We start from the raw sequence: 22214 nt of genomic DNA on the forward strand, positions 1-22214 counted from the left end.
CTTTATGTGGTTATTATCAATAACTGGATTATAACATGTAGGCCATGCAAATACAAGGATGATTGGTAAAAATGGGAATAAAAGAGAGGTTTTTGGGCATAGTTAGGAGTGAACAAAGAGTTATAGCTGAAGGAGGATTTTATATGACGGATTTTAAGTCAAGCGAGACAGCAAAAAACCTGATGCGGGCATTTGCAGGGGAGAGCCAGGCAAGGAACCGCTACACCTTTGCGGCAGGACTGGCCAAGGAGCAGAAGATGCCCATGGTTGAAATGGTATTCCGGTACACGGCTGACCAGGAAAAGGAACACGCGGAGATTTTCTATGATTATCTGAAACCGCTGGATAAGGAAACCATATTCATTGACGGAGGTTATCCGGTGGACCTGGAGAAGAATACCCTGGCCCAGTTAAATGCGGCTGCCCACAATGAATATGAGGAACATGACGTGGTATACAAATCCTTTGCGGAGGTGGCTGAAAAGGAAGGATTTACCCAGATTGCAGCCACCTTCCGAATGATAGCAGGAATTGAGAAGACACACGGGGAGCGCTTCCGCTACCTGGCAGACCTTCTGGGAGAGGGAAGGCTTTATGCGCGCCAGGAAAAGAACAGCTGGGTATGCACCAACTGCGGATACATTTATGAGGGGGAAGAGCCGCCCCAGTACTGTCCGGTCTGCCGCCACGACCAGGGATATTTTGCAGGCCAGGAGCTTTCTCCGTGGTACCTCAAGGCATGACCCTGGCTTCTTAAACCGCTTTGCCACGGGCCTGACCGGGAATTTTGGTTTTACAAAGCATGGGACAGATGGTATAATGTCCGCAGACATGGCGGACATTATATCATGCTGTGCATACGGCAGGATGCGCCACGGCGCGTATGCAGGGATATGCCACGGCGCGTATGCAGGGATATGCCACGGCGCATAGGTCCGGCGGAATCAATGATGATGAAGGAGAAAATCAGATGGCGGTTAAAATCAATGCAGTCATATTTGACCAGGATGGCCTTATGTTTGACACGGAGCGTCTGGCGCTTGAAGGCTGGGAAAAGGCGGCCCACAGATATGGCATCTGCCTGGATAAGGAATTTTTGAGGGACCTGCGGGGCTGCAAGCCGGATAAGGTAAAGGAAGCCTTTTTGAAAAAGTTTGGCGGTGGGTTGGATTATGATGCCATATTTGAGGAAAAGCGCCAATATTCCTACCAGTGGATCCGGGAAAACGGGGTTCCGGTAAAGCCGGGACTGAAGGAACTGCTTATCTATCTGAAGGAGCGCGGCGTGAAGACCGCCGTTGCCACGGCCAGCAGCGAAGGCTGGACCCAGGGCAATGTGAAAAGCGCGGGGCTGGACGGATATTTTGACGAATACATATATGGGGATATGGTGAAGGAGGCAAAGCCGAATCCTGCCATTTTCCTTATGGCGGCAAAGGTGCTGGGGGAGGAGCCGGGAAGATGTATCATCCTGGAGGACAGCTTTAACGGTATCAAGGCAGCCCACGCAGGGGGATTCCTTCCCATAATGGTGCCGGACCAGGACGAGCCGGATGAGGGACTGTCAAAACTTCTGACAGCCAGGTGCAGCAGCCTGGCAGATGTAATCGGCCTGTTTGAGGACGGGACATTTGAACCTGCCGGAACAGGAACGGTACGGACAATTTAACGGTACGTACAATTTAAAGGATGGAAGAGGAAGAAGCATTCTATGTGGAGAGAAGCAGCTGGCTTAATCGGCGCGGCAGGCTGTGCCTGCCTGGCCCGATCTGAATATGAAAAAAGGCATTTTTCCGTGGAGGCTGCGACCATTGTCTCGGATAAGATTGCCCGGGACAGGACATTCGTCTTTTTGTCAGATTTACATAACAATGAATTTGGCAGCGGCAACCAGAAGCTGGTGGAGGCCATCCACGGGCTGAAGCCGGATGCCGTGCTGTGCGGCGGCGACATGATGGTGAGCAAAAAAGGAAGCAGGGACATCCAGGTCCCGCTCCGGCTGTTTGGGCAGCTGGCTGCCAGGTATCCTGTTTTTTACGGAAATGGAAACCATGAAAACCGTATGACCTGGCGGCGGGATATCTATGGAAACCTGTATGAGGAATATAGGGATGCGCTCAGGAAGATGGGGGTGTCCTACCTGGAGGACAGCACCGTGCCGCTGGGGGAGGATATACTTATAACAGGGGTGGACCTGGACGGGGATTTTTACCGCAAGGCCCTGTACCAGAAGCCGCCGGACATGGAACGGGGGTATCTGGAGAAAAAGCTTGGGGCAGCCGGGGAATACGGGGACGGCTTCAGGATCCTGCTGGCCCATTCGCCGCTGTATTTTGATGCCTATGCTGACTGGGGGGCGGATTTGACCCTGTCCGGGCATTTTCATGGCGGGACCATACGGATTCCCGGTCTTGGAGGGGTCATGACCCCCCAATACCAGTTTTTCCTGCCGTGGTGCGCAGGGGATTTTGAGCGGAACGGGAAGCGGATGATTGTCAGCCGCGGGCTTGGAACCCACTCCATCAATATCAGGCTGAACAACCGGCCCCAGCTGGCAGTGATATACCTGAAAAAGAAGCAGAGAGTGTTTGAAAAGGCGGGTAATCTGTGATAATATAAAGTGGCTGAAATGTAATAAGAATCAGGACAGGTGGGCACATGGAGACAATATCATACAAACTGGAGAATTTTGAAGGGCCTCTTGACCTTTTACTCCATCTGATTGAGAAGAATAAAGTTAATATATATGATATCCCCATTGTGGAAATCACGGCACAGTATCTGGATTATGTGCGCCACATGGAACGGGAGGACCTGAATGTGGTCAGCGAGTTCCTGGTGATGGCGGCCACCCTGCTTGATATCAAGGCGAAAATGCTTCTTCCCAAGGAAGTGGACGAGGAAGGGGAGGAAATCGACCCAAGGGCCGAATTGGTACAGAGGCTGCTGGAATATAAACGGTATAAGCTGATGGCCGATGAACTGGCTGACAGGGAAGACGGCGCCCTGAAGCATTTATATAAAAGCTCCACCCTGCCGCCGGAGGTTGCCAGATACGAGCCGCCGGTGGATCTTGACAAGCTGCTGGACGGACTGACCCTTGCAAAGCTTCAGCGGATTTTTGAACAGGTAATGAAGCGCAAGGAGGACAAGATAGACCCTATCAGGAGTAACTTCGGTACCATTAAAAGGGAACCCATCAGCCTGGAACAGAAGATTGGGCAGCTTCTGACCTTTGCCAGAAGCAGGAGGCATTTCAGCTTCAGACAGCTTCTGGAGGGACAGGCCGACAAGCTGGAGGTGGTGGTTACCTTCCTGGCCGTACTGGAACTGATGAAGATAGGTAAAATCCAGCTGAAGCAGGAAGAAACCTTTGGCGACATGGAAATCGAGGCCCTGGAACAGGAGGGCGGCGAGATGGACCTGGATCTGGAGGGGCTGGATGATTTTGAAGGATAAACGGATGGTTAAGCGATGAGCAAGAAGGATAAAGTTGAAGCAATGGAGGCAGCGGCGGGTACCGTGGAGACCCGTACCGGCAAGACCGTGGGTGCGGTGAAGCAGCCCGGGGAAAATGCCGTAAGCGCGGCAGGCCATCCCGCGGGAAGCGCTGCGGGTACGGCGGATGGTCAGGGACAGGCGGTGCCGGGACAGCTGGAGCTGTCCTTCCCGCCCACGGAGAATGAGAAGGAGCAGGAAGCCATTATCGAGGCGGTCCTCTTTACCATGGGCAATTCCGTGGAACTGCGTCAGCTGGCAGTGGCCATCGGCCAGGACCAGGACGTGGCAAGGAGGGCGGTGGAGCGGCTGATAAAGCGCTACCGTTCGTCCAAAAGCGGTATGGAGATAACCCAGCTGGAGGACAGCTATCAGATGTGTACAAAGGCAGCGTATTATGAGAACCTGATCCGGGTGGCGGCTACCCCAAAAAAGCAGGTGCTCACCGAGGTGGTGCTGGAAACCCTTTCCATCATTGCCTACAAACAGCCTGTCACAAAGATGGAGATAGAAAAAATCAGGGGCGTCAAGTCGGACCATGCCGTAAACCGCCTGGTGGAGTACAACCTGGTCTATGAGGTGGGCCGCCTGGACGCACCCGGACGTCCGGCCCTGTTTGCCACCACAGAGGAATTCCTGCGCAGGTTCGGCGTGGGTTCCGTACAGGACCTGCCGGATGTGGGGCCGGAGCAGGAGGCCGAGATTAAGGCCCAGGTGGAGGAGGAGCTTCAGATGAAGCTGGAAGCCGCCGCCACAAGTGAAGAGTGAACAGGGAGTGATTCCCAAAGCCGGATAAGCGGAATATACTAAAATAAAAAGAAACCGGAAAGTCCACGATAAAAAGAATCGTGGAAAGGTAAAGATGAGATTATGCTTCAAAGTCTGATTTTAGTATTCGCTCTCTGTACAGATACTTTTGTAGCCAGCCTTGCTTACGGTGCAAACCAGGTTCATGTGGCCTGGGGGAAGGTGGCGCTGCTCAATGGGATATGCAGCGGCTGCCTGGGCGCTGCCCTTGGGATGGGGAGTCTTATAGATGCCTTTATACCTGAAAGCCTGACAAAGGTCATTTGTTTTGTATGTCTGTTTACCCTGGGGCTTGTAAAGCTTCTGGATTACAGCATCAAGTCGTTTATTAACCGTAACAGCTGTGCCCGCAGGGATTTAAGCTTTTCGCTGTCAGGACTTAAGGTGATTGTGAGCATTTACGGCAATCCCATGGCGGCGGATGCGGATGGGTCCCTTTCCCTTGGATGGAAGGAGACCGTGTTCCTGGCCTTTGCAATGTCCATTGACAGCCTGGTGGCCGGAACCATGGCCGCATTTCTGGATATCCCGGCAGGATTGACACTGCTTCTGTCTTTCCTGGTGGGTATGTGCATGATGTATGCCGGATTATGGCTGGGCGCCAAGGTGGCCTCCAGGTGGAAATGCGACCTGTCCTGGATCAGCGGGGTCCTTCTCATGATACTGGCTTTGACAAAGGTATTGGCATAGGCGAAAGCCTGGGTCTGCGTGCAGGCGGAAGCGGACAGCGCCTGTGCGGATGCCTGGGGACAGGATGTGTTCCTACCTTATAATAATACCCCCCTGGCAGAGCGCCCTGCCGGGGGGAATCATAAAGGCGCCCTCTGGCAGGCAGCGGAATAATCCGTCTGTCCCAAAGGGCGCCTTTTGTTCATGCAGTGAAAGGATACTGCATGCTGTCTTCTGTATGGCATGTCCGGTGTTAACGGTCCTGGTCCCTGGCCGACAGACCTTCCATGTAGGACTCGGCCCGCGCCTTGTCTGTCTGGTCCAGTTTGTCATAGAGGTCCAGTATCCGGGCCTGCTGTCCGTTCAGTGTCACCTGTACGCCGTCCGTGCTGTAGAACTGGGCAATGGTAATGCCCATGACCTCGCAGATGCGGCGGATAGTCGGTATACTGGGAACGGTTGTACGCCGGAACAGGTTTCCTATATTATTGGGGGAGGTATCCATCTCTATGGCCAGCCGGTAGTGGCTCCATCCCCGTTCCTGGCATAGTTCTTCGATGCGTTCCAGCTCAAAACTCATTTTTTCACCACCATTGTCTGATTTCTTCCAAAGCTTTTGTACTATTGTATCCCAGCAACGAAGAAAACATTAGGCTGAAAAATAATGTATAGATATACACTATATAGTGGATATGTGGGATTACAAAATTAGAAAGCAGCATTTTGCCAATGAATTCCATGACGGCATGCACAGGAGAGGACATCAGTTCCTTTTATCCTCCTGTTCCTTTGTACTGCCCGTATAACCGAACATGGTGTTTGGGTCTACCTCAAAGAACCTGCACAGTATCATTACCTCAATATCAGTGGCAAGGCGCTGGCCCTTTTCGATTCTGAGGATGGTAAGTTCCGTGAAGCTGTAACCCTGCTGTTGGAGTTTTATGGCTAATTTCCTCTGTGACAGCTTCCTGTCCTTGCGAAGCTGGCAGAGACGTTCACCAATCAGGTTTTTCCTGGGTTCGAGATTGTAAGAAATTTTCATGAAGTTCCCTCTGTAAGCTCTGTATATTTCTAATGATGAAGCAGTGTTTTTCATTGTAATGTGATTTAATCCAACTTTGGTATCTAATAATGAAGTATAAAAAATAAAGTAGAAAAATCCACAGGTTTATGATAGACTGATAAAGACATTTTAAACTGCCGGGCAGGAAGAAAGGAAGCGGCATTTTTCCGGGCCGGGGCAGAGGCTTCAGACAGGAGGACACATGCAGAGAATCGCAAAATTTGAAAAAGTAAGTTTTGAACAGTTTAAAACTGACTGGATTGATACATTTCCCGGGACAGGCCAGGAGACGGTGACAGGAATATATGAGGGAATCCAACTGCCAAGGCGGGCCACCTCAGGTTCGGCCGGCTATGACTTTTTTACCCCGGTGGAGATAACCTTAAAGCCGGGGGAGACAGTGAAGGTCCCCACGGGAATCCGCGCCAATATGGAGGAAGGCTGGGTACTGCAGATATTTCCGCGCAGCAGCCTGGGATTCAAGTTCCGCCTCCAGCTGAATAACACGGTGGGGATTATTGACAGTGATTATTATTACTCGGATAATGAGGGACATATGTTCATCAAGGTGACCAATGACACCAATGAGGGAAGGACCGTTGAACTGAAGGCGGGAACCGGATTCGCCCAGGGAATCTTCCTTCCGTTCGGAATCACGGTGGATGATGCATGTACCGGTTCCCGCAACGGCGGATTCGGAAGCACGGATGTGAGGTAGGGAACATATGGCGAATCGGGGAACACGCAAAGGGTACAGCGGACAAAGGCCCCAGGGGAATGGTTATTACCGCGGGGCAGGGGGACGGCCTGTTGATAATGAAAAGAGAAGGAAACGCAGAAGAAAGCGTATCATAAAGGCATTGACTGCCTGGGCGGTGTGTATCCTCTTGATCGGGCTGGTTGCAGTGGGGACGGTCAGGGTGGTTTCATCCGTGGCTTCCTCCAAGAAAAGGCAGTTCCGCCAGGACGGGATTGAGAAGCTGGTTTCCGGGGATTATGCAGGGGCCATTGAAGCCTTTGACGCGGCGCTGGAAAAGTCAGGTAAAAAGTCCGAAGGGTTTAATTCGGACGTGCTGGGCTACCGGGCCGAGGCCGAGTATAAGCTGAGGGACTATGAGGCGGCTGTCCATACCTATGGCCTGCTTCTGGAGATGAAACCGGATACGGCTGTCTATCTGTATGCCCAGAGCATGTGCTATGCCCATCTGGGGGGCACGGATGATGCCATTGACCGTTATAAGGCGGGGAATGCTGCCCTTAAGGATGACAAGGCAGAGGCAGGCAAGCTGGAGGCCCTGTTTGCGGCAGGAGGCGCCTGTGTGGATGCGGGAGAGTATGAAAAGGCCATGAGCCTTTACCAGGACGCGTTGAAGGAAGGGATAAAGCATGGACAGGTTTATAACCAGATGGGCCTTTGCCAGATGGCTGAAAAGGATTACCGGGGTGCTCTTGATTCGTTTGACCAGGGGTATGAGACATTCGTGACAGGACACAGCCTGGGTTCCGGCGCTGAACCGGCCCAGGCCTGGGCGGCCCTGGCCGAGGATGCCCAGGCAGACCGCGCCCTTTTAAAAGAACTGGTGTATAACCGGGCCGTGGCTTACGAATACTTATCAGAGTACAAGAAAGCCCTGGAGCTGTTTGAGGACTATGTCAGTGTCTTTGGCTCCAATGAAGATGCGGAACATGAAATTGCGTTTTTGAAAACAAGATAGGATGGCAGATTTGATTGATTTAGAAGAATTACAGGAAAAGGTTATATTGATTGCAGTAAGTACGGGAGAGGAAGATGGAAGCGATGCTTCCCTGGACGAACTGGAGGAACTGGCGGCCACGGCTGGTGCTGTGACGGTGGGACGGGTCATACAGAACCGTGAAAGGATCCATCCGGGTACTTATCTTGGGAAGGGAAAGATTGACGAGGTGAGGGACCTTGTGTGGGAGCTTCACGCAACCGGGGTCATCTGCGACGATGAACTGTCGCCGGCCCAGCTGCGCAATCTGGAGGATTCCCTGGACACCAAGGTCATGGACCGGACCATGGTCATCCTGGATATCTTTGCATCCAGGGCCAGTACCCGCGAAGGAAAGATACAGGTGGAGCTGGCCCAGTTAAAGTACAGGGCCGTGCGTCTGGTGGGCATGCGCAACTCCCTGTCCCGTCTGGGCGGTGGCATCGGCACCAGGGGACCGGGTGAGAAAAAGCTGGAGACGGACCGCCGTCTGATCCATCAGCGGATTTCACAGCTGAAGGAGGAACTGGAGGCCGTGAAGCGCCACAGGGAGGTGACCAGGCAGCAGAGGGAGAAGGATTTTGCCCTTACAGCGGCCATTGTTGGCTATACCAATGCCGGCAAGTCAACCCTTCTGAACCGTCTCACCGGAGCTGGGATCCTGGCTGAGGATAAGCTGTTCGCAACCCTGGACCCCACCACGCGCAGCTTTGTCATGGAGGACGGGCAGCAGATCCTCCTGACGGACACGGTAGGGTTCATACGCAAGCTTCCTCATCACCTGATTGAGGCTTTTAAGAGTACCCTTGAGGAGGCGCGTTACAGCGATATCATCCTTCATGTTGTGGACTGTTCCAACCCCCAGATGGACATACAGATGCATGTGGTGAAGGAAACCCTCCGTGAACTGGAAATCGTTGACAAGACCACGGTGACTGTGTTCAATAAGACGGACCGTCTGAATGAGGAGGGGACAGAAGATGGGATGCATCCCGTTCCCAGGGATTTTTCCTCTGACTACCAGGTGCGGATTTCGGCAAGGACAGGGGAGGGGATTGATGAGCTGGAACAGATCCTCCGGACCATCATACGGAGCAGGCGCATTTTCCTGGAAAAGGTCTTTCCTTATTCCCAGACAGGGCGGATCCAGACCATCCGCAGGTATGGCCAGCTCCTGGAAGAGGAGTACAGGGACGACGGTGTGGCTGTGAAGGCATATGTGCCCGCGGAACTTTTTGCGGGTCTTTATTCGGACGGTAAAGGGTGAGGCGGCAGGGGCATTTTTCAAAACCCTGATAGAATAAGGCTTTGCGGGCATTTATCAAAAGTGTTATAAGTACAGGTAATAAGACACAATATCTAGTTTAACACAAAATGTTATACATAGATATTGTGTTTTTGACTGCTGTCTGCTATAATGGGTTCGTGGCTCGCTCCTGTATGGGAGCGGGCTGCGCAGTGCAAGTGAGTGAAGGTTTGAAAGGAGCAAGTGGTATGATTCAGGTGGTAAAAAGGGATGGTGAGAATGCTGAGTTCAGTCTGAACAAGATTACGGAAGCAATCAAAAAGGCATTCAAGGCAACGAAGAAAGATTACAATAACGAGATTCTGGAGCTGCTGTCTTTAAGGGTAACTGCAGATTTTCAGGATAAGATGAAGGAAGGCATGATTTCCGTTGAGGAGATACAGGACAGCGTGGAGCACGTCCTGGAGCAGACCGGATATACGGATGTGGCAAAGGCTTACATTTTATATAGAAAACAGAGGGAAAAGATACGGAACATGAACAGCACCATCCTGGATTACAAGGACGTGGTCAACAGCTACGTCAAGGTGGAGGACTGGCGTGTAAAGGAGAATTCCACGGTTACATATTCCGTAGGGGGACTGATCTTAAGCAATTCAGGAGCGGTCACTGCCAATTACTGGCTCAGCGAGATTTATGACCATGAGATTGCAGAAGCCCACCGCAATGCGGACATCCATCTTCACGACCTGTCCATGCTGACCGGATATTGTGCCGGATGGTCCTTAAAGCAGCTTCTGCTGGAAGGCCTTGGGGGCATCACCGGTAAGATTACCTCATCCCCTGCAAAGCATTTATCCGTGCTGTGCAACCAGATGGTCAACTTCCTTGGAATCATGCAGAATGAGTGGGCCGGAGCCCAGGCATTTTCATCCTTTGACACCTACCTTGCTCCTTTTGTTAAAGCAGATAATTTAAGCTATCCCGAGGTAAAGAAGTGTATCGAGTCCTTTATCTACGGCGTGAACACCCCAAGCCGCTGGGGAACCCAGGCTCCATTTTCCAATATCACCCTGGACTGGACGGTGCCGGATGACATGGCTGAGATGAATGCCATTGTGGGCGGCAGGGAGACGGATTTCAAGTACAAGGACTGTAAGATGGAAATGGATATGATCAACAAGGCATTCATCGAGACCATGGTCGAGGGCGATGCCAACGGACGCGGGTTCCAGTATCCCATTCCCACCTACTCCATTACCAATGATTTTGACTGGTCCGACACAGAGAACAACAGGCTGCTCTTCGAGATGACCTCCAAATACGGTACACCGTACTTCTCCAACTACATCAACAGCGACATGCAGCCAAGCGATGTGCGCAGCATGTGCTGCCGCCTCCGTCTGGACCTGAGGGAACTGCGCAAGAAGACGGGCGGTTTCTTTGGCGCCGGTGAGAGCACCGGATCAGTGGGTGTTGTTACCATTAACATGCCAAGGATTGCGTATCTGGCCAAGGACGAAGCTGATTTCTATGAGAAACTGGACCACATGATGGATATCTGCGCCCGCTCCTTAAAGACCAAGAGGGAAGTCATCACCAAGCTTCTGAACCAGGGCCTGTACCCATACACCAAGCGTTATCTGGGAACATTTGAGAACCACTTTTCCACCATCGGCCTTCTGGGCATGAACGAGGCCGGACTGAACGCAAAGTGGGTTGGGAAGGACATGACCCACAGGGAGTGCCAGGAATTCACACGGGATGTGCTGAACCACATGAGGGAGCGCCTGTCTGATTACCAGGAGATGTACGGTGACCTGTACAACCTGGAGGCAACCCCGGCTGAGTCCACCTCCTACCGTCTGGCCAAGCATGACAAGGCGCGCTATCCGGAGATCATCACGGCCGGCGTAGAGGGCGAGACACCTTACTATACCAACAGTTCCCATCTGCCGGTGAACTACACGGCCGATGTGTTTGATGCCCTGGATATCCAGGATGAACTGCAGACACTTTATACGTCCGGCACCGTGTTCCACGCGTTCCTGGGAGAGAAGCTGCCTGACTGGAAGGCGGCTGCCAACCTGGTCCGTACCATTGCTGAGAATTATAAGCTGCCTTACTATACCATGTCGCCTACCTACTCCATCTGCAAGAGCCATGGGTACCTGATTGGGGAGCATTTTACCTGTCCGATCTGCGGGGAGAAGGCAGAGGTATACAGCAGGATTACGGGTTACTACCGTCCGGTCCAGAACTGGAATGAAGGAAAGTCCCAGGAGTACAAGGACCGTACCAATTATGATATCAGCCATTCCAGGTTAAAGCACGGCGTGTCCAGGATTGCGGTTGCCGGCCAGCCAAAGCAGGCCGCTGCGGGAAACCAGGCAGGCAGTGGGCAGAAGGCAGTGTCACCGGCCCAGCTTTACCTGTTCACCACCAAGACCTGCCCCAACTGCAGGTCCGCCAAGGAGTTCTTAAAGGGATGGGATTACCAGATCATAGATGCGGAGGAACACCCTGAGCTGGCTGAGAAGTTCAGCATCATGCAGGCGCCCACCTTGGTGATTGTAAGGGATGGAATCGTGCAGAAGTTTGCCAATGCGTCCAACATCAGGAAGTTTGTGGAGCAGGAACCGGCAGAAGCCGCAAAAGCATAAGGAAAAAGTATGGATTTATTGTTTATGTTCATGGGGGCCCTGTGCCTGGCAGAGGGAATCGGTTTATTCACAGGGAAAGATTTCCTTATGTTTGTGGGATCCACAAAAAAGGAAGATTACGATCTGGATAAGGTGTTCGGGGTTGAAAAGTGGATATTCATGGCCGATGCTGCGTGCAGCTTCGGCATGGGTTCCGGCCGCTTTTCCGGCACGGTGGAGGCAATACTTATGGCTGTGTTTGGCGCCACCCTGTTCATCCATGTGTATGTGTTTAAGAGCAGGAAGTTCCGCAGTCATGATTGACAGCAAAAGAGGGCTGCTGCCCCACAAGTTGGGGCAGCGGCTTTTTTGGTTGTCGGGGTGTATTTGGCTGGAGCGCATTTGACACCGCTAATCAATCTTTGCTTTGTCCAGCGCCGTGTTGATGGCATTTAAAAGCGCGGTTGAGGTATAACGCGAAGCGCTTTGATATGTAAGGTTCTCCGTGGACTGGGTGCTTACGATCTGGCTGGCCAGATCGTCCAGCGTGGGCTGCATCAGGGGATACATGGTGGTGACAGCTTCACTTAAGGGAACCAGGTCAATGGAATTGATTCGGTCTTTATCCACGGTTACCTCCACGTTCACATTCTCGCTGCCAAGGGTTAGGGCTGCGCTGTATACGCCCGGGACATAGGCGGCTGCCTGTGCGGAGACGGCGGCGGTGTCCTTCTTTGGCCGGAACATGATGAAGCAGAGAGTAACTAAAAGGATAGCAAGGCCTACGAAGATTGCGGTGTAGATGATTTCCTTCATCCGCAGCACCACAATTTTGGTTTTAGAGCTCATAGTCAGGACCTCTAAGATAGTTTGTTAAAGCTTATGATGGCAACTAGGGAAATATGAGAGATTTTCATTGTCCCATGAGAATGAAGGAGAGAGAAAAAGTGGCATTACAGTTCATATTGGGAGGAGCCGGTTCAGGAAAGACAAGATACCTGTACGAAACGGCAATCAGGGAGTCCATGGAACATCCGGACACACAGTATCTGGTGGTGGTGCCGGAGCAGTTCACCATGCAGACCCAAAAGGAAATCATACGCCTTCACCCGCGGCACGGTGTGATGAATATTGACATCCTGAGCTTTAAGCGTCTGGCTTACCGGGTGTTTGAGGATCTGGGGGTCAGCCTTCCCGTGGTGCTGGACGACATGGGCAAGTCCATGGTCATCCGCAAGGTAGCCGGCATGAAGCGGTCGAAGCTGGGCCTGTACGGTCATCATCTGGAGCAGTCCGGGTTTATCAACCAGCTGAAATCCCAGATATCGGAATTGTACCAGTACGGCATCACGCCGGATATGCTCAGAGATGTGATGAGGGAGGCCGGAAGCCCCCTTTTAAAGCAGAAGCTGGAGGACCTGGAGCTGATTTACAGCGGGTTCAGGCAGTATATAGAGGAGCATTACATCACGGCTGAGGAGATACTGGATATCCTGTGCAGGGAACTGCCAAAATGGGAAGTCCTCAAGGACAGCGTCATCCTTCTGGACGGTTTTACGGGATTCACCCCGGTGCAGTACAGGCTGGTGGAACTGTTCCTGCTCCATGCCAGGAAGGTGCTGTGTTCCGTGACCATTGACCCAAGGGCCAATGCCTATCAGGAGGGCAGCATCCAGCACCTGTTCTACATGGGGAAGCACACGGTGTGCAGGCTGGATTACATGGCAAGGCACCATGGGATTGCCAAGGAACCGGATGTTATCTGCAGCCGCAGGCCTGCATGGCGGTTCTTGGAAAGCCCGGACCTGGATTTCCTGGAGCAGAACCTGTACCGTTATTATGGAAATGTCTGGGACAGGCCCGCGGACCATGTGGTGATATATAAGAGCCGTGGTCCGGCCGGGGAGGCTGCTTATGTGTGCAGCCGGATTGAGCAGATGGTTCAGGAGGAAGGGCTGCGCTACCGGGACGCTGCTGTGATTACAGGCGACCTGGCTTCCTATGGAAGGGAGCTGGCCCATCAGTTTGATGAGGCGGGAATCCCGTATTTCCTGGATGATAAGAAGAGTATCATGGAGAATCCGCTGGTGGAGCTGATACGGGCGGCTTTGGAAACCATCCGGGATTTTTCTTATGAGAGCGTGTTCCGGTATCTGAAGACCGGGCTGGTGTATGACTGGGCGGAGGATGGGGATGTGCCAGGGGTGGAGGACGTGCTGGGAACCGGGGATATGCCGGGGCTGGGGAATATGCCGGGAGCCAAGGATATGTCGGGGCTGGGGAATGTGCCGGGAGCCGGGGATGTATCAGAAGCCGGGGACGTGCTGGATTTTGGGAACCTGAGATCTCTTGAAAACGCCGGACAGCCGGAGGACGCCGTGGAATTTGACGGCTCCAGGGAACATGCCGGGCTGATGACGGACCGGCTGGAGAATTATGTGAGGGCCTTGGGAATCCGGGGCTGGAAGCGCTGGGAATCCCAGTGGGAAAAACCCTGCCGGGGAGGCGAGAAGCTGAATCTTAAGGAGCTGAACGCGTACCGCCAGTGGATTCTTAAACCCCTGCGCCCCCTCAGGGAAGCGTTTAAGGAGGAGGGGGCCACCATCGGGTCCGTGACCGCGGCGCTCAGGGAATATCTGGAGCGCATGGGACTGCGGGGTAAGCTGGAGGATTACAGTGAATTTTTCCGCGGGAGGGGCAATCCGGGAGATGAGAACCTGGCCAGGGAGTATTCCCAGGTATATGACAGGGTACTGGAGCTTTTTGAGCGGCTGGAGGGCCTTTTGGGCGCTGAAAAGACGGATATGAAGAATTATCCCCAGATATTGGATGCCGGATTCGGTGAAATCAAGGTGGGCGTCATACCGGCCACCATTGACCAGGTCATGGTGGGGGATATCACAAGAAGCCGTCTGGAGGATGTGAAGGTGCTTTTCTTTGTGGGTGTCAATGAAGGTACGGTTCCCCAGAGAAAGAGCGGCGCCAGCCTTCTTACGGACAGGGACAGGGCGGTGTTTAAGGAGTTCAACATGGAACTGGCGCCCACGGCCAGGGAGGATGGATGCATCCAGAAGTTCTACCTGTACCTGATGATGGCAAAACCTTCCCGCCGTCTGGTGCTGACCTATGCGGGCATGTCATCGGAGGGGAAGAGCCAGAGGCCTTCCAGCCTGATTGGCGAGGTGGAGAAGCTGTTCCCGGGAATTGCCGTGCAGGATGAAGAATCCGTGGACTGGCCTGTGCGCACGGTAAGGGACGGAAGGGAAATGCTCATAGACGGATTAAGGAAGCTCCGGGAAGAGAAGGAAGGCGAACATGCCAAGGCACCGGAAGGCCGGGATGCAGAGGAAAATGCATTCATGGAACTGTACCGTTACTTTTATTGTTCCGATGAACACAGGGAAAAGGTAAGACAGCTGGTGGATGCGGCCTTTTATTCCTATGAGGAGAGAGGGATAGGGCGGGCGGCGGCCAGGGCGCTTTACGGGCAGTCCCTTCAGGGGAGCGTCACACGGCTGGAGCAGTTTGCATCCTGCGCCTATGCCCATTTCCTCAAATACGGCCTGGAACTGATGGAACGCCAGGAATATGAGCTGGAGGCAGTGGATATGGGCAACCTGTTCCACCAGTCCATTGACAGGTGCTTTGCAGTGATGAAGGAGAGGGGACAAGACTGGCGCGGCCTCACGGAGGAAGGCCGGAAACAGCTGGTAAAGGAATGCGTTGCCCGGGTCACGGAAGAATACGGCAACACCATCATGGCCAGTTCAGCGCGCAATGCCTATCTGGCAGGCAGGGTGGAGCGGATTACGGACAGGACCATATGGGCATTGGCCGAGCAGGTGAAGAAGGGGGATTTTGAACCCACGGGATTTGAGGTCTCCTTCTCAGCCATTGATAACCTGAAGGCCATGCGCATCAGCCTTTCCGAGGATGAGGAACTGCAGCTTCGGGGGCGGATTGACCGGCTGGACCTGTGTGAGGATGAGCAGCACGTATATGTGAAAATCATTGATTACAAATCAGGCACCACCTCCTTTGACCTGGCTGCCCTGTACTATGGACTGCAGTTACAGCTGGTGGTCTATATGGATGCTGCCGTGGAGATGGAGGAGAGGAACCATCCGGATAAGGAAGTGGTTCCGGCCGGCATTTTCTATTATCATATCAATGACCCTCTGGCTGATAAGCAGGAGGGGATGACCGTGGAGGAGATTGAGAAGCAGATCCTGCGCCAGCTGAGGATGAACGGGCTGGTGAACAGCGAACTGGATATTATCAACCATCTGGACAGGGATATCCAGAAAGAGTCAGATGTGATACCCGTGGCCATCAAGGACGGATATGTCCAGGAGAGCCGCTCCAGTGTTGCCAGTACCAGGCGGTTTGAGGACCTGCGCAGGTTTGTGAATCATAAGCTTCAGGAAGCGGGAAAGGATATACTGAAGGGAAGTATCAGCCTGAAGCCTTATAAGCAGGCGTCCAGGACAGCCTGTGACTACTGTCCGTACCACGCTGTATGCGGTTTTGACACCAAGACGGCGGGCTATGGCTACCGCAGGCTGGCCGGGCTTAAGCCTGAGGATATCTGGGCGCAAATATCGCCGGTGGAGGAAGAGGAGAACGATGGCAGTAAAATGGACTGAAAAACAACAGCAGGTAATTGACAGCAGGAACCGCAACCTTCTGGTGTCCGCGGCAGCCGGCAGCGGCAAGACAGCGGTCCTGGTGGAGCGTATCATCCAGATGATAAGCGGGGGTGACCATCCTTTGGATATTGACCAGCTGCTGGTAATGACATTTACCAATGCGGCTGCGGCTGAGATGCGGGAGAGGATTGGGGCCGCGGTGGAGAAGAAGCTTAAGGAGCATCCTGAGGATGAGCATCTGTGGCTTCAGGCAGCCCTCATACCCCAGGCCATGATTACCACCATTGACAGCTTCTGCCTGAATATCATCCGGAATCATTTTAACAGCCTGGACATAGATCCTTCCTTCCGTATCGGGGATGAAGGGGAGTTGTCCCTCCTAAGGGGGGATGTGATGGGGGAAATGCTGGAAGCCTGTTATGAGGAGGGCGATGAGGCATTTGCCGGTTTCGTGGAGCATTTTGGCCGCGGGAAGTCCGATAAGGGCATTGAGGATGTAATCCTCCAGGCATGGCAGTTCTCCCAGAGCCATCCATGGCCCTCCCTTTGGCTTAAGGCGTGCAGGCGGGAACTGGATGAGGAGAATCTTAAGGAGATGGAGAAAAGTCCCTGGATGAGGTTCCTGTTTCAGGATACGGCCCGTCAGATGGAGGAACTTGGAGGACAGCTGGACACTGCCCTTGAGGTGTGCAGGGAGGAAAACGGTCCCCTGGCCTACGAGCCCATGCTTATGAGTGACAGGGCAAAAATCCAGGCCATCGGGACAGCTGCCTGTGAAGGGCGGTATGAACAGCTCTACCAGCGCCTTTTAAATATGAGCTTTGACCGCCTGGCCTCCATCCGCAGCAAGGAGATTGACGGGGATAAGAAATCCTTTGTCACGGCCTGCCGCGACCGGGTCAAGAAGGCCGTGGGCAAATGCAGGGAGCTTTACGGTACCCAGAGTCCCGATGAGGTGGTGGAAAGCATCCGGGGGACAAAGGTAGTGATACAGAAGCTGCTGGAGCTGACAGAACGGTTTGACAATGAATACCGGGCAGCCAAAAAGGAACGGAACGTGCTGGATTTCAATGATCTGGAGCACCTGGCACTGGAAGTGCTTTTAGAGAAGGATCCGGATTGGGAGGAAGGGGAGGACGAAGGGGCTGCCCGCCGCCCGTCTCCTGTGGCGGATGAGCTGAGCCGCCAGTATGAAGAAATCCTGGTGGACGAGTACCAGGACAGCAACTATGTCCAGGAAGCCCTGATTACCAGCATTTCCAGGGAACGGTACGGACATCCCAATGTGTTCATGGTAGGCGATGTGAAGCAGAGCATCTACCGGTTCCGTCTGGCCCGTCCTGAATTATTTATGGAAAAATATGAATCCTATGCATCCGTGGACGGTCAGTACCAGATGATTGAGCTGCAGCAGAATTTCCGCAGCAGGGAGTCGGTGCTTACCAGTGTCAATGACGTATTTTACCAGATAATGACAAAGAATCTGGGCGGGATCACGTACACCAGGGATACGGCCCTATATCCTGGGGCCGTATTCAAGGACGTCGGGCCGGATACAGTTACCGGAATGGACTGGGAAAAGGAAGGCGGTGCCCTGTCCGCAGGTACGCCCACGGAGCTGCTGTTAGTGGATACCGGGTCTGAGTCATTAAAACAGCTGGATGAGGATGCCCTGGATTACACGGCAAGGGAACTGGAAGCCAGGATGGCGGCCAGGCGCATCCGGGAGCTGGTCAGCGGTGATAAGGGCCTTATGGTCTGGGATAAGGAAAAGGAAGCTTACCGCAGGGCCAGGCTGGGGGATATCGTAATCCTCCTGCGCAGCATGACCGGATGGTCGGAGGTCTTTGTCAATGTGCTTATGAATGAAGGGATTCCTGCCAGCGCCCAGACCAGGACCGGGTACTTTAACACCGTGGAGGTGGAGACCATATTGAGCCTGCTGTCAGTGATTGACAACCCCATGCAGGACATTCCGCTGGCAGCCGTGATGCGCTCGCCTATTGTGGGCATGAGCGATGAGGAAATGGCCTGGATGGTGGCTGCCTTTAAGAAAAACAGTAAAAAAGGACAGGACAGGGGTGTGTACGGGGCCTGGTCCATGTGGATGGAGGCTGAAGCTGGAACATTCCATAAGGTGCCGGGGGAAGCGGCGGCGTCCATCCGGAAAAAGCTTTCCCATCTGTCCGGCCTTTTAAATGGGCTGCGCCGGGAAGCAAGGTACCTGCCGATTCACGAGCTGCTGTACCGTGTATACAGGGACAGCGGGTATTATGATTATGTATCTGCCATGCCTGCCGGGGAGACCAGAAGGGGCAACCTTGATATGCTGGTGGAAAAGGCGGCTGCCTATGAGGCCACCAGCTATAAGGGGCTGTTTCATTTTGTGCGTTATATTGAAAGGCTGAAGAAGTTTGATACGGATTTCGGGGAGGCGGCTACGGCAGGGGAGCAGGATAACACGGTCCGTATCATGAGCATCCATAAGAGCAAGGGCCTGGAGTTCCCAGTGGTATTCCTGTCCGGAATGGGGAAACGCTTTAATAAGCAGGACGCCTATGGCCGGATACTGCTGGATGCGGACCTGGGGGTGGCGGCTGATTACCTGGACCTGGACCTGAGGGTAAAGGCGCCCACGCTTAAGAAGCAGGCACTGAAGCGGCGTATGGAGCTGGAGACCATGGGTGAGGAACTGCGGGTGCTGTATGTTGCCATGACACGGGCCAAGGAGAAGCTTATCATGACTGCCACGGACCGCTCCCTGGAGGCCAAGCTGGCCAAATGGCAGGACAGCCTGGCAGTGGACGGCCAGATTCCTTATACAATCCTGTCATCGGCAGGCTCCTGCCTGGACTGGCTTCTGATGGCTAAACCAGCCATCCCGGATGACCACATGCAGTTGCAATGTATCCAGGTCAGGGAGCTGGTGGGCGAGGAAGTGGGCCGTCAGATTGTTAGGCAGATGACCAGGGAGGATCTGCTGGCAGTGGACAGGAATCAGGTCTATGACAGGGAATTTGGGGAGCGGCTGGAAGCGGCAGTGAATTACAGGTATCCCCATATGGATGATACAGGGCTGTATGCCATGGTATCCGTATCCGAACTTAAGAAACAGAGCCAGATCGGGCGGTCTGAGGACACGATTGGAACTGGAAATGTGGAGACGGAGGGCGTGGGGCTGGAGTACCTGGGGAAGTTGGCTGGAGGTGCTGGGCCGGAGTATCCGGGGAAGCCAGCCGGAGGGGCTGGACAGGAGCATCTGGAGCAGCCAGCCGGAGGTACTGGGCCGGAGCAATTAAAGCAGCCGGACGCGCTCACACAGCCGCAAAAAAGGCCCGCACCGGAAGTCCGGGCAGTCCCGGATTCCGGCCGGATCCAGCCTGGAACACCCAGCCGCGGCGCATTAAGGGGAACTGCCTATCATGCTGCGCTGGAGCACATATCCTTCCAGGATATAAAAAGCCTGGAGGAAACAGAAGCAGCCCTTGAGACACTGGTGGAACAGGGATATCTGAACCAGGAGACAAGAGGATTCATCCGCGCCGGGGATATATGGGCGTTTCTTGAAAGCCCTCTTGGCAGACGCATGGCCCAGGCCCAGGCAGAGGGACGCATCCACAAAGAACAGCAGTTTATCATCGGCATACCGGCCAGGGATATGGGGCGCGGGGATTCCGATGAACTGGTGCTGATCCAGGGAATCATTGACGCTTATCTGGAAGAGCCGGACGGCCTGGTATTGATTGACTATAAGACGGACCATGTGCCAAAGGAAAACAGGGAGCAGGGCGCGGCCATGCTGGCCGCGCGTTACCGGGTCCAGCTGGATTATTATGAGCGGGCCCTGACCCAGCTCACAGGAAAGAAGGTGAAGGAGCGGGTGATTTATTCGCTGGCCCTTCAGCAGGGCATTGAAGTGTAATAGAAAGGGGTTGCGGTTATGACTGATCATAAACCAATTAAAACAGTTTCCATCATAGGGCTGGGGGCAATCGGAAGTTTTTTTGCCTTCCAGCTGCAGAAGGTTCTGGGGGACAGGCTGCGCATCATTGCAGGAGGGGAAAGAAAGGAGAGGCTTAAAAGGGACGGGGTCACGGTCAATGGGGTGAATTATCATTTCCATATCGTTCCTCCGGACCAGGACTGTGGTGGGGATTATCCGGATCTGGCCATTATCATTACAAAATTCCCGGTCCTTTCCCAGGCAATACAGGATATTAAGAATCAGATTGGACCGGATACCCTCATCATGGCGCCGCTTAACGGGGTGGAGGCAGAGGATATGGTGGCGTCCCATTATGGCTGGGATAACATCCTGTATTCCCTGGCCAAGGTCAGCGTGGTCATGAAGGACGGACAGGCTTCCTTTAAACCGGACGCTGCCAGGATTGAATTTGGGGAAAAGAGGAATACGGTCATCACGCCCCGGGTACGGGCTGTCAGGGAACTGTTTGAATCAGCAGGCATCCGCTGCGTCATCCCGGAGGACATGGAGCGCGCCATCTGGTTCAAATATATGTGTAATGTCAGTGAAAACCAGAGCGCGGCCGTGCTGGGTATTTCCTATGGGGCATGGTGCGTCAGCGAGGATGCCAACTTCATCCGGGAAGCCCTGATGCGTGAGGTGATTGCCGTTGCAGGGAAAAAGGGTATCAGCCTGACCGAGGAGGACATGGCAAAACAGGTCAGGGTCCTTGAGGCGGTGCCGCCGGGGAATAAACCATCCACCCTTCAGGATATCGAGGCCGGACGCAGGACGGAAGTGGAGATGTTTGGGGGGACAATGGTCCGTATGGGCCGGGAGCTTGGGGTGCCTACCCCGTATAATGAGATGTTCTATCATGCAATCAAGGTGCTGGAACAGAAGAATGAAGGGCTTTTCTGAGAGAAGACGGGATGGGGAGTACGGCAAATATGTGCAGTGCCCCTCCTTTGGCGGGGGAAGGGATATGCTGTCAGCACAGAGGTGGTTATATAATAAAAAGGCGCTGTGCCCTTCGGTGGGATTTCCGCCTTTGCCGGCTGCACAGCGCCCTTACTATCTTAAAAATCAGATTGCAACAGGAATCTTATGTTCAAATGCATGATACTGGTAATTTTCCAGGCGGAAGCTGGATGTGGTAAACTGGTAGAAGTCCGTTATTGAGGTGTCCATGGCCAGGGTGGGGCCTGGATAAGGTTCCTTTTTCAGCAACTCCTCCACCATCGGGATATGCCGGTCATAGATATGGGCATCTGCAATCACATGGACCAGTTCCCCTGCCACCAGGCCGCTGACCTGGGCAAACATGTGGAGGAGTATGGCATACTGGCATACATTCCAGCTGTTGGCGGTGAGCATGTCCTGGGAGCGCTGGTTCAGGATGCCGTTCAGGGTGTTGCCGGAAACATTGAAGGTCATGCTGTAGGCGCATGGGTACAGGTTCATCTCATGTAAGTCGTGGTGGTTATAGATATTGGACATGATGCGCCTGCTTAAGGGGTTGTGTTTCAGGTCATGGAGGATCCGGTCCACCTGGTCAAAATCACCCTCCTTATAATGGTGCTTCACGCCCAGCTGGTAGCCGTAAGCCTTGCCGATGGAGCCGTCCTCATCTGCCCAGGAATCCCAGATGTGGCTGTTCAGATCATGGATGTTGTTGGACTTTTTCTGCCATATCCACAGCAGCTCGTCCACGGCTGACTTAAAGGCGGTCCGTCTAAGGGTAATGACCGGGAATTCCTTTGATAAGTCATAGCGGTTCACAATGCCGAAGCGTTTGATGGTATGGGCGGGCGTGCCGTCTTCCCAGACCGGGCGTACATCGTAATCCGTATCCCACACACCGTTATCTAAAATATCCCTGCAATTCTGTATAAATATCTGATCTGAATAACTCATGCACATCTCTCCTTAAGTCAAATAAT

General features: G+C 53.5%; 18 protein-coding genes. 14 read left to right on the top strand and 4 right to left on the bottom strand.

Annotated elements, in window-relative coordinates; translation table 11 throughout:
• Positions 1–143: 143 nt before the first annotated feature.
• The 6 genes from rbr (at position 144) to LK536_RS37810 (ending at position 4995) form a co-directional block, all read left to right on the top strand.
• Positions 144–743, top strand: coding sequence for a rubrerythrin (gene rbr / locus LK536_RS37785; protein ID WP_120057177.1), 600 nt, complete (start codon positions 144–146; stop codon positions 741–743).
• Positions 744–853: 110 nt separating this feature from the next.
• Positions 854–1669 (top strand): HAD-IA family hydrolase, encoded by an 816-nt coding sequence (locus tag LK536_RS37790; protein WP_506092105.1) that lies wholly within the window; start codon positions 854–856, stop codon positions 1667–1669.
• Between the two features lie 42 nt (positions 1670–1711).
• On the top strand, positions 1712–2611 hold the full coding sequence (locus LK536_RS37795) for a metallophosphoesterase (protein WP_130789467.1): 900 nt from the start codon (positions 1712–1714) through the stop codon (positions 2609–2611).
• A 47-nt stretch (positions 2612–2658) separates the two neighbouring features.
• Complete coding sequence (locus LK536_RS37800; protein WP_008721837.1) at positions 2659–3459, top strand: segregation and condensation protein A; 801 nt, start codon at positions 2659–2661, stop codon at positions 3457–3459.
• Between the two features lie 15 nt (positions 3460–3474).
• Complete coding sequence (scpB, locus tag LK536_RS37805) at positions 3475–4266, top strand: SMC-Scp complex subunit ScpB (RefSeq protein ID WP_025483137.1); 792 nt, start codon at positions 3475–3477, stop codon at positions 4264–4266.
• Between the two features lie 102 nt (positions 4267–4368).
• Complete coding sequence (locus LK536_RS37810) at positions 4369–4995, top strand: manganese efflux pump (protein ID WP_008721841.1); 627 nt, start codon at positions 4369–4371, stop codon at positions 4993–4995.
• A gap of 232 nt (positions 4996–5227) precedes the next feature.
• Here LK536_RS37810 and LK536_RS37815 read toward each other — a convergent pair whose 3' ends face one another.
• Together LK536_RS37815 and LK536_RS37820 are read right to left on the bottom strand one after the other, a co-directional pair.
• A complete protein-coding gene (locus LK536_RS37815; protein WP_008721845.1) occupies positions 5228–5554 on the bottom strand; it encodes a helix-turn-helix domain-containing protein in 327 nt (108 codons plus the stop codon).
• 183 nt (positions 5555–5737) lie between these two features.
• On the bottom strand, positions 5738–6016 hold the full coding sequence (locus LK536_RS37820; RefSeq protein ID WP_008721851.1) for a helix-turn-helix domain-containing protein: 279 nt from the start codon (positions 6014–6016) through the stop codon (positions 5738–5740).
• A gap of 223 nt (positions 6017–6239) precedes the next feature.
• On the opposite strand from LK536_RS37820, the gene LK536_RS37825 reads away from it, so the two are divergent.
• The 5 genes from LK536_RS37825 to LK536_RS37845 all read left to right on the top strand — a co-directional run bounded on the left by LK536_RS37825 (position 6240) and on the right by LK536_RS37845 (position 11982).
• Positions 6240–6755 carry a dCTP deaminase/dUTPase family protein gene (locus tag LK536_RS37825; protein WP_008721852.1) on the top strand — a complete coding sequence of 172 codons (516 nt, stop codon included), beginning with the start codon at positions 6240–6242 and terminating at the stop codon, positions 6753–6755.
• Between the two features lie 7 nt (positions 6756–6762).
• The gene (locus LK536_RS37830) at positions 6763–7752 is read left to right on the top strand and encodes a tetratricopeptide repeat protein (RefSeq protein WP_227795334.1); all 990 of its coding nucleotides are present in this window, start codon (positions 6763–6765) and stop codon (positions 7750–7752) included.
• A gap of 1 nt (position 7753) precedes the next feature.
• Positions 7754–9037: a GTPase HflX gene (gene hflX, locus LK536_RS37835; protein WP_227795335.1), complete on the top strand. Its 1284-nt coding sequence runs from the start codon at positions 7754–7756 to the stop codon at positions 9035–9037.
• 227 nt (positions 9038–9264) lie between these two features.
• Positions 9265–11679 (top strand): ribonucleoside triphosphate reductase, encoded by a 2415-nt coding sequence (locus LK536_RS37840; protein WP_130789470.1) that lies wholly within the window; start codon positions 9265–9267, stop codon positions 11677–11679.
• Positions 11680–11688: 9 nt separating this feature from the next.
• Complete coding sequence (locus tag LK536_RS37845) at positions 11689–11982, top strand: hypothetical protein (protein WP_130789471.1); 294 nt, start codon at positions 11689–11691, stop codon at positions 11980–11982.
• An 87-nt stretch (positions 11983–12069) separates the two neighbouring features.
• Here LK536_RS37845 and LK536_RS37850 read toward each other — a convergent pair whose 3' ends face one another.
• Positions 12070–12507: an FMN-binding protein gene (locus LK536_RS37850; RefSeq protein WP_025483130.1), complete on the bottom strand. Its 438-nt coding sequence runs from the start codon at positions 12505–12507 to the stop codon at positions 12070–12072.
• Between the two features lie 98 nt (positions 12508–12605).
• On the opposite strand from LK536_RS37850, the gene LK536_RS37855 reads away from it, so the two are divergent.
• From LK536_RS37855 to LK536_RS37865, 3 genes are read left to right on the top strand one after another with little or no spacing between them, the layout of a single operon-like run.
• Complete coding sequence (locus LK536_RS37855; RefSeq protein ID WP_331472111.1) at positions 12606–16304, top strand: PD-(D/E)XK nuclease family protein; 3699 nt, start codon at positions 12606–12608, stop codon at positions 16302–16304.
• Positions 16285–20229 carry a helicase-exonuclease AddAB subunit AddA gene (addA, locus tag LK536_RS37860; protein WP_227795337.1) on the top strand — a complete coding sequence of 1315 codons (3945 nt, stop codon included), beginning with the start codon at positions 16285–16287 and terminating at the stop codon, positions 20227–20229. Before LK536_RS37855 ends, addA begins: the two co-directional genes overlap by 20 nt.
• A gap of 18 nt (positions 20230–20247) precedes the next feature.
• Positions 20248–21192: a ketopantoate reductase family protein gene (locus LK536_RS37865; RefSeq protein ID WP_008721868.1), complete on the top strand. Its 945-nt coding sequence runs from the start codon at positions 20248–20250 to the stop codon at positions 21190–21192.
• Between the two features lie 165 nt (positions 21193–21357).
• Here the strand turns inward: LK536_RS37865 and thyA are convergent, their stop codons facing one another.
• Entirely contained in the window at positions 21358–22188 is an 831-nt protein-coding gene (gene thyA / locus LK536_RS37870; protein WP_040381343.1) for a thymidylate synthase, read from the bottom strand.
• Positions 22189–22214 lie beyond the last annotated feature (26 nt).

This window comes from Clostridium pacaense (genome assembly GCF_020709765.2).
Classification (GTDB): Bacteria; Bacillota; Clostridia; order Lachnospirales; family Lachnospiraceae; genus Enterocloster; species Enterocloster hominis.

Coding starts and splice junctions, on each gene's coding strand:
- addA (WP_227795337.1), top strand. CDS start 16,285: ATGGCAGTAAAATGGACTGAAAAACAACAGCAGGTAATTGACAGCAGG.
- scpB (WP_025483137.1), top strand. CDS start 3,475: ATGAGCAAGAAGGATAAAGTTGAAGCAATGGAGGCAGCGGCGGGTACC.
- hflX (WP_227795335.1), top strand. CDS start 7,754: ATGGCAGATTTGATTGATTTAGAAGAATTACAGGAAAAGGTTATATTG.
- LK536_RS37840 (WP_130789470.1), top strand. CDS start 9,265: ATGATTCAGGTGGTAAAAAGGGATGGTGAGAATGCTGAGTTCAGTCTG.
- LK536_RS37795 (WP_130789467.1), top strand. CDS start 1,712: ATGTGGAGAGAAGCAGCTGGCTTAATCGGCGCGGCAGGCTGTGCCTGC.
- LK536_RS37825 (WP_008721852.1), top strand. CDS start 6,240: ATGCAGAGAATCGCAAAATTTGAAAAAGTAAGTTTTGAACAGTTTAAA.
- LK536_RS37800 (WP_008721837.1), top strand. CDS start 2,659: ATGGAGACAATATCATACAAACTGGAGAATTTTGAAGGGCCTCTTGAC.
- LK536_RS37820 (WP_008721851.1), bottom strand. CDS start 6,016: ATGAAAATTTCTTACAATCTCGAACCCAGGAAAAACCTGATTGGTGAA.
- rbr (WP_120057177.1), top strand. CDS start 144: ATGACGGATTTTAAGTCAAGCGAGACAGCAAAAAACCTGATGCGGGCA.
- LK536_RS37815 (WP_008721845.1), bottom strand. CDS start 5,554: ATGAGTTTTGAGCTGGAACGCATCGAAGAACTATGCCAGGAACGGGGA.
- LK536_RS37850 (WP_025483130.1), bottom strand. CDS start 12,507: ATGAGCTCTAAAACCAAAATTGTGGTGCTGCGGATGAAGGAAATCATC.
- thyA (WP_040381343.1), bottom strand. CDS start 22,188: ATGAGTTATTCAGATCAGATATTTATACAGAATTGCAGGGATATTTTA.
- LK536_RS37830 (WP_227795334.1), top strand. CDS start 6,763: ATGGCGAATCGGGGAACACGCAAAGGGTACAGCGGACAAAGGCCCCAG.
- LK536_RS37845 (WP_130789471.1), top strand. CDS start 11,689: ATGGATTTATTGTTTATGTTCATGGGGGCCCTGTGCCTGGCAGAGGGA.
- LK536_RS37810 (WP_008721841.1), top strand. CDS start 4,369: ATGCTTCAAAGTCTGATTTTAGTATTCGCTCTCTGTACAGATACTTTT.
- LK536_RS37865 (WP_008721868.1), top strand. CDS start 20,248: ATGACTGATCATAAACCAATTAAAACAGTTTCCATCATAGGGCTGGGG.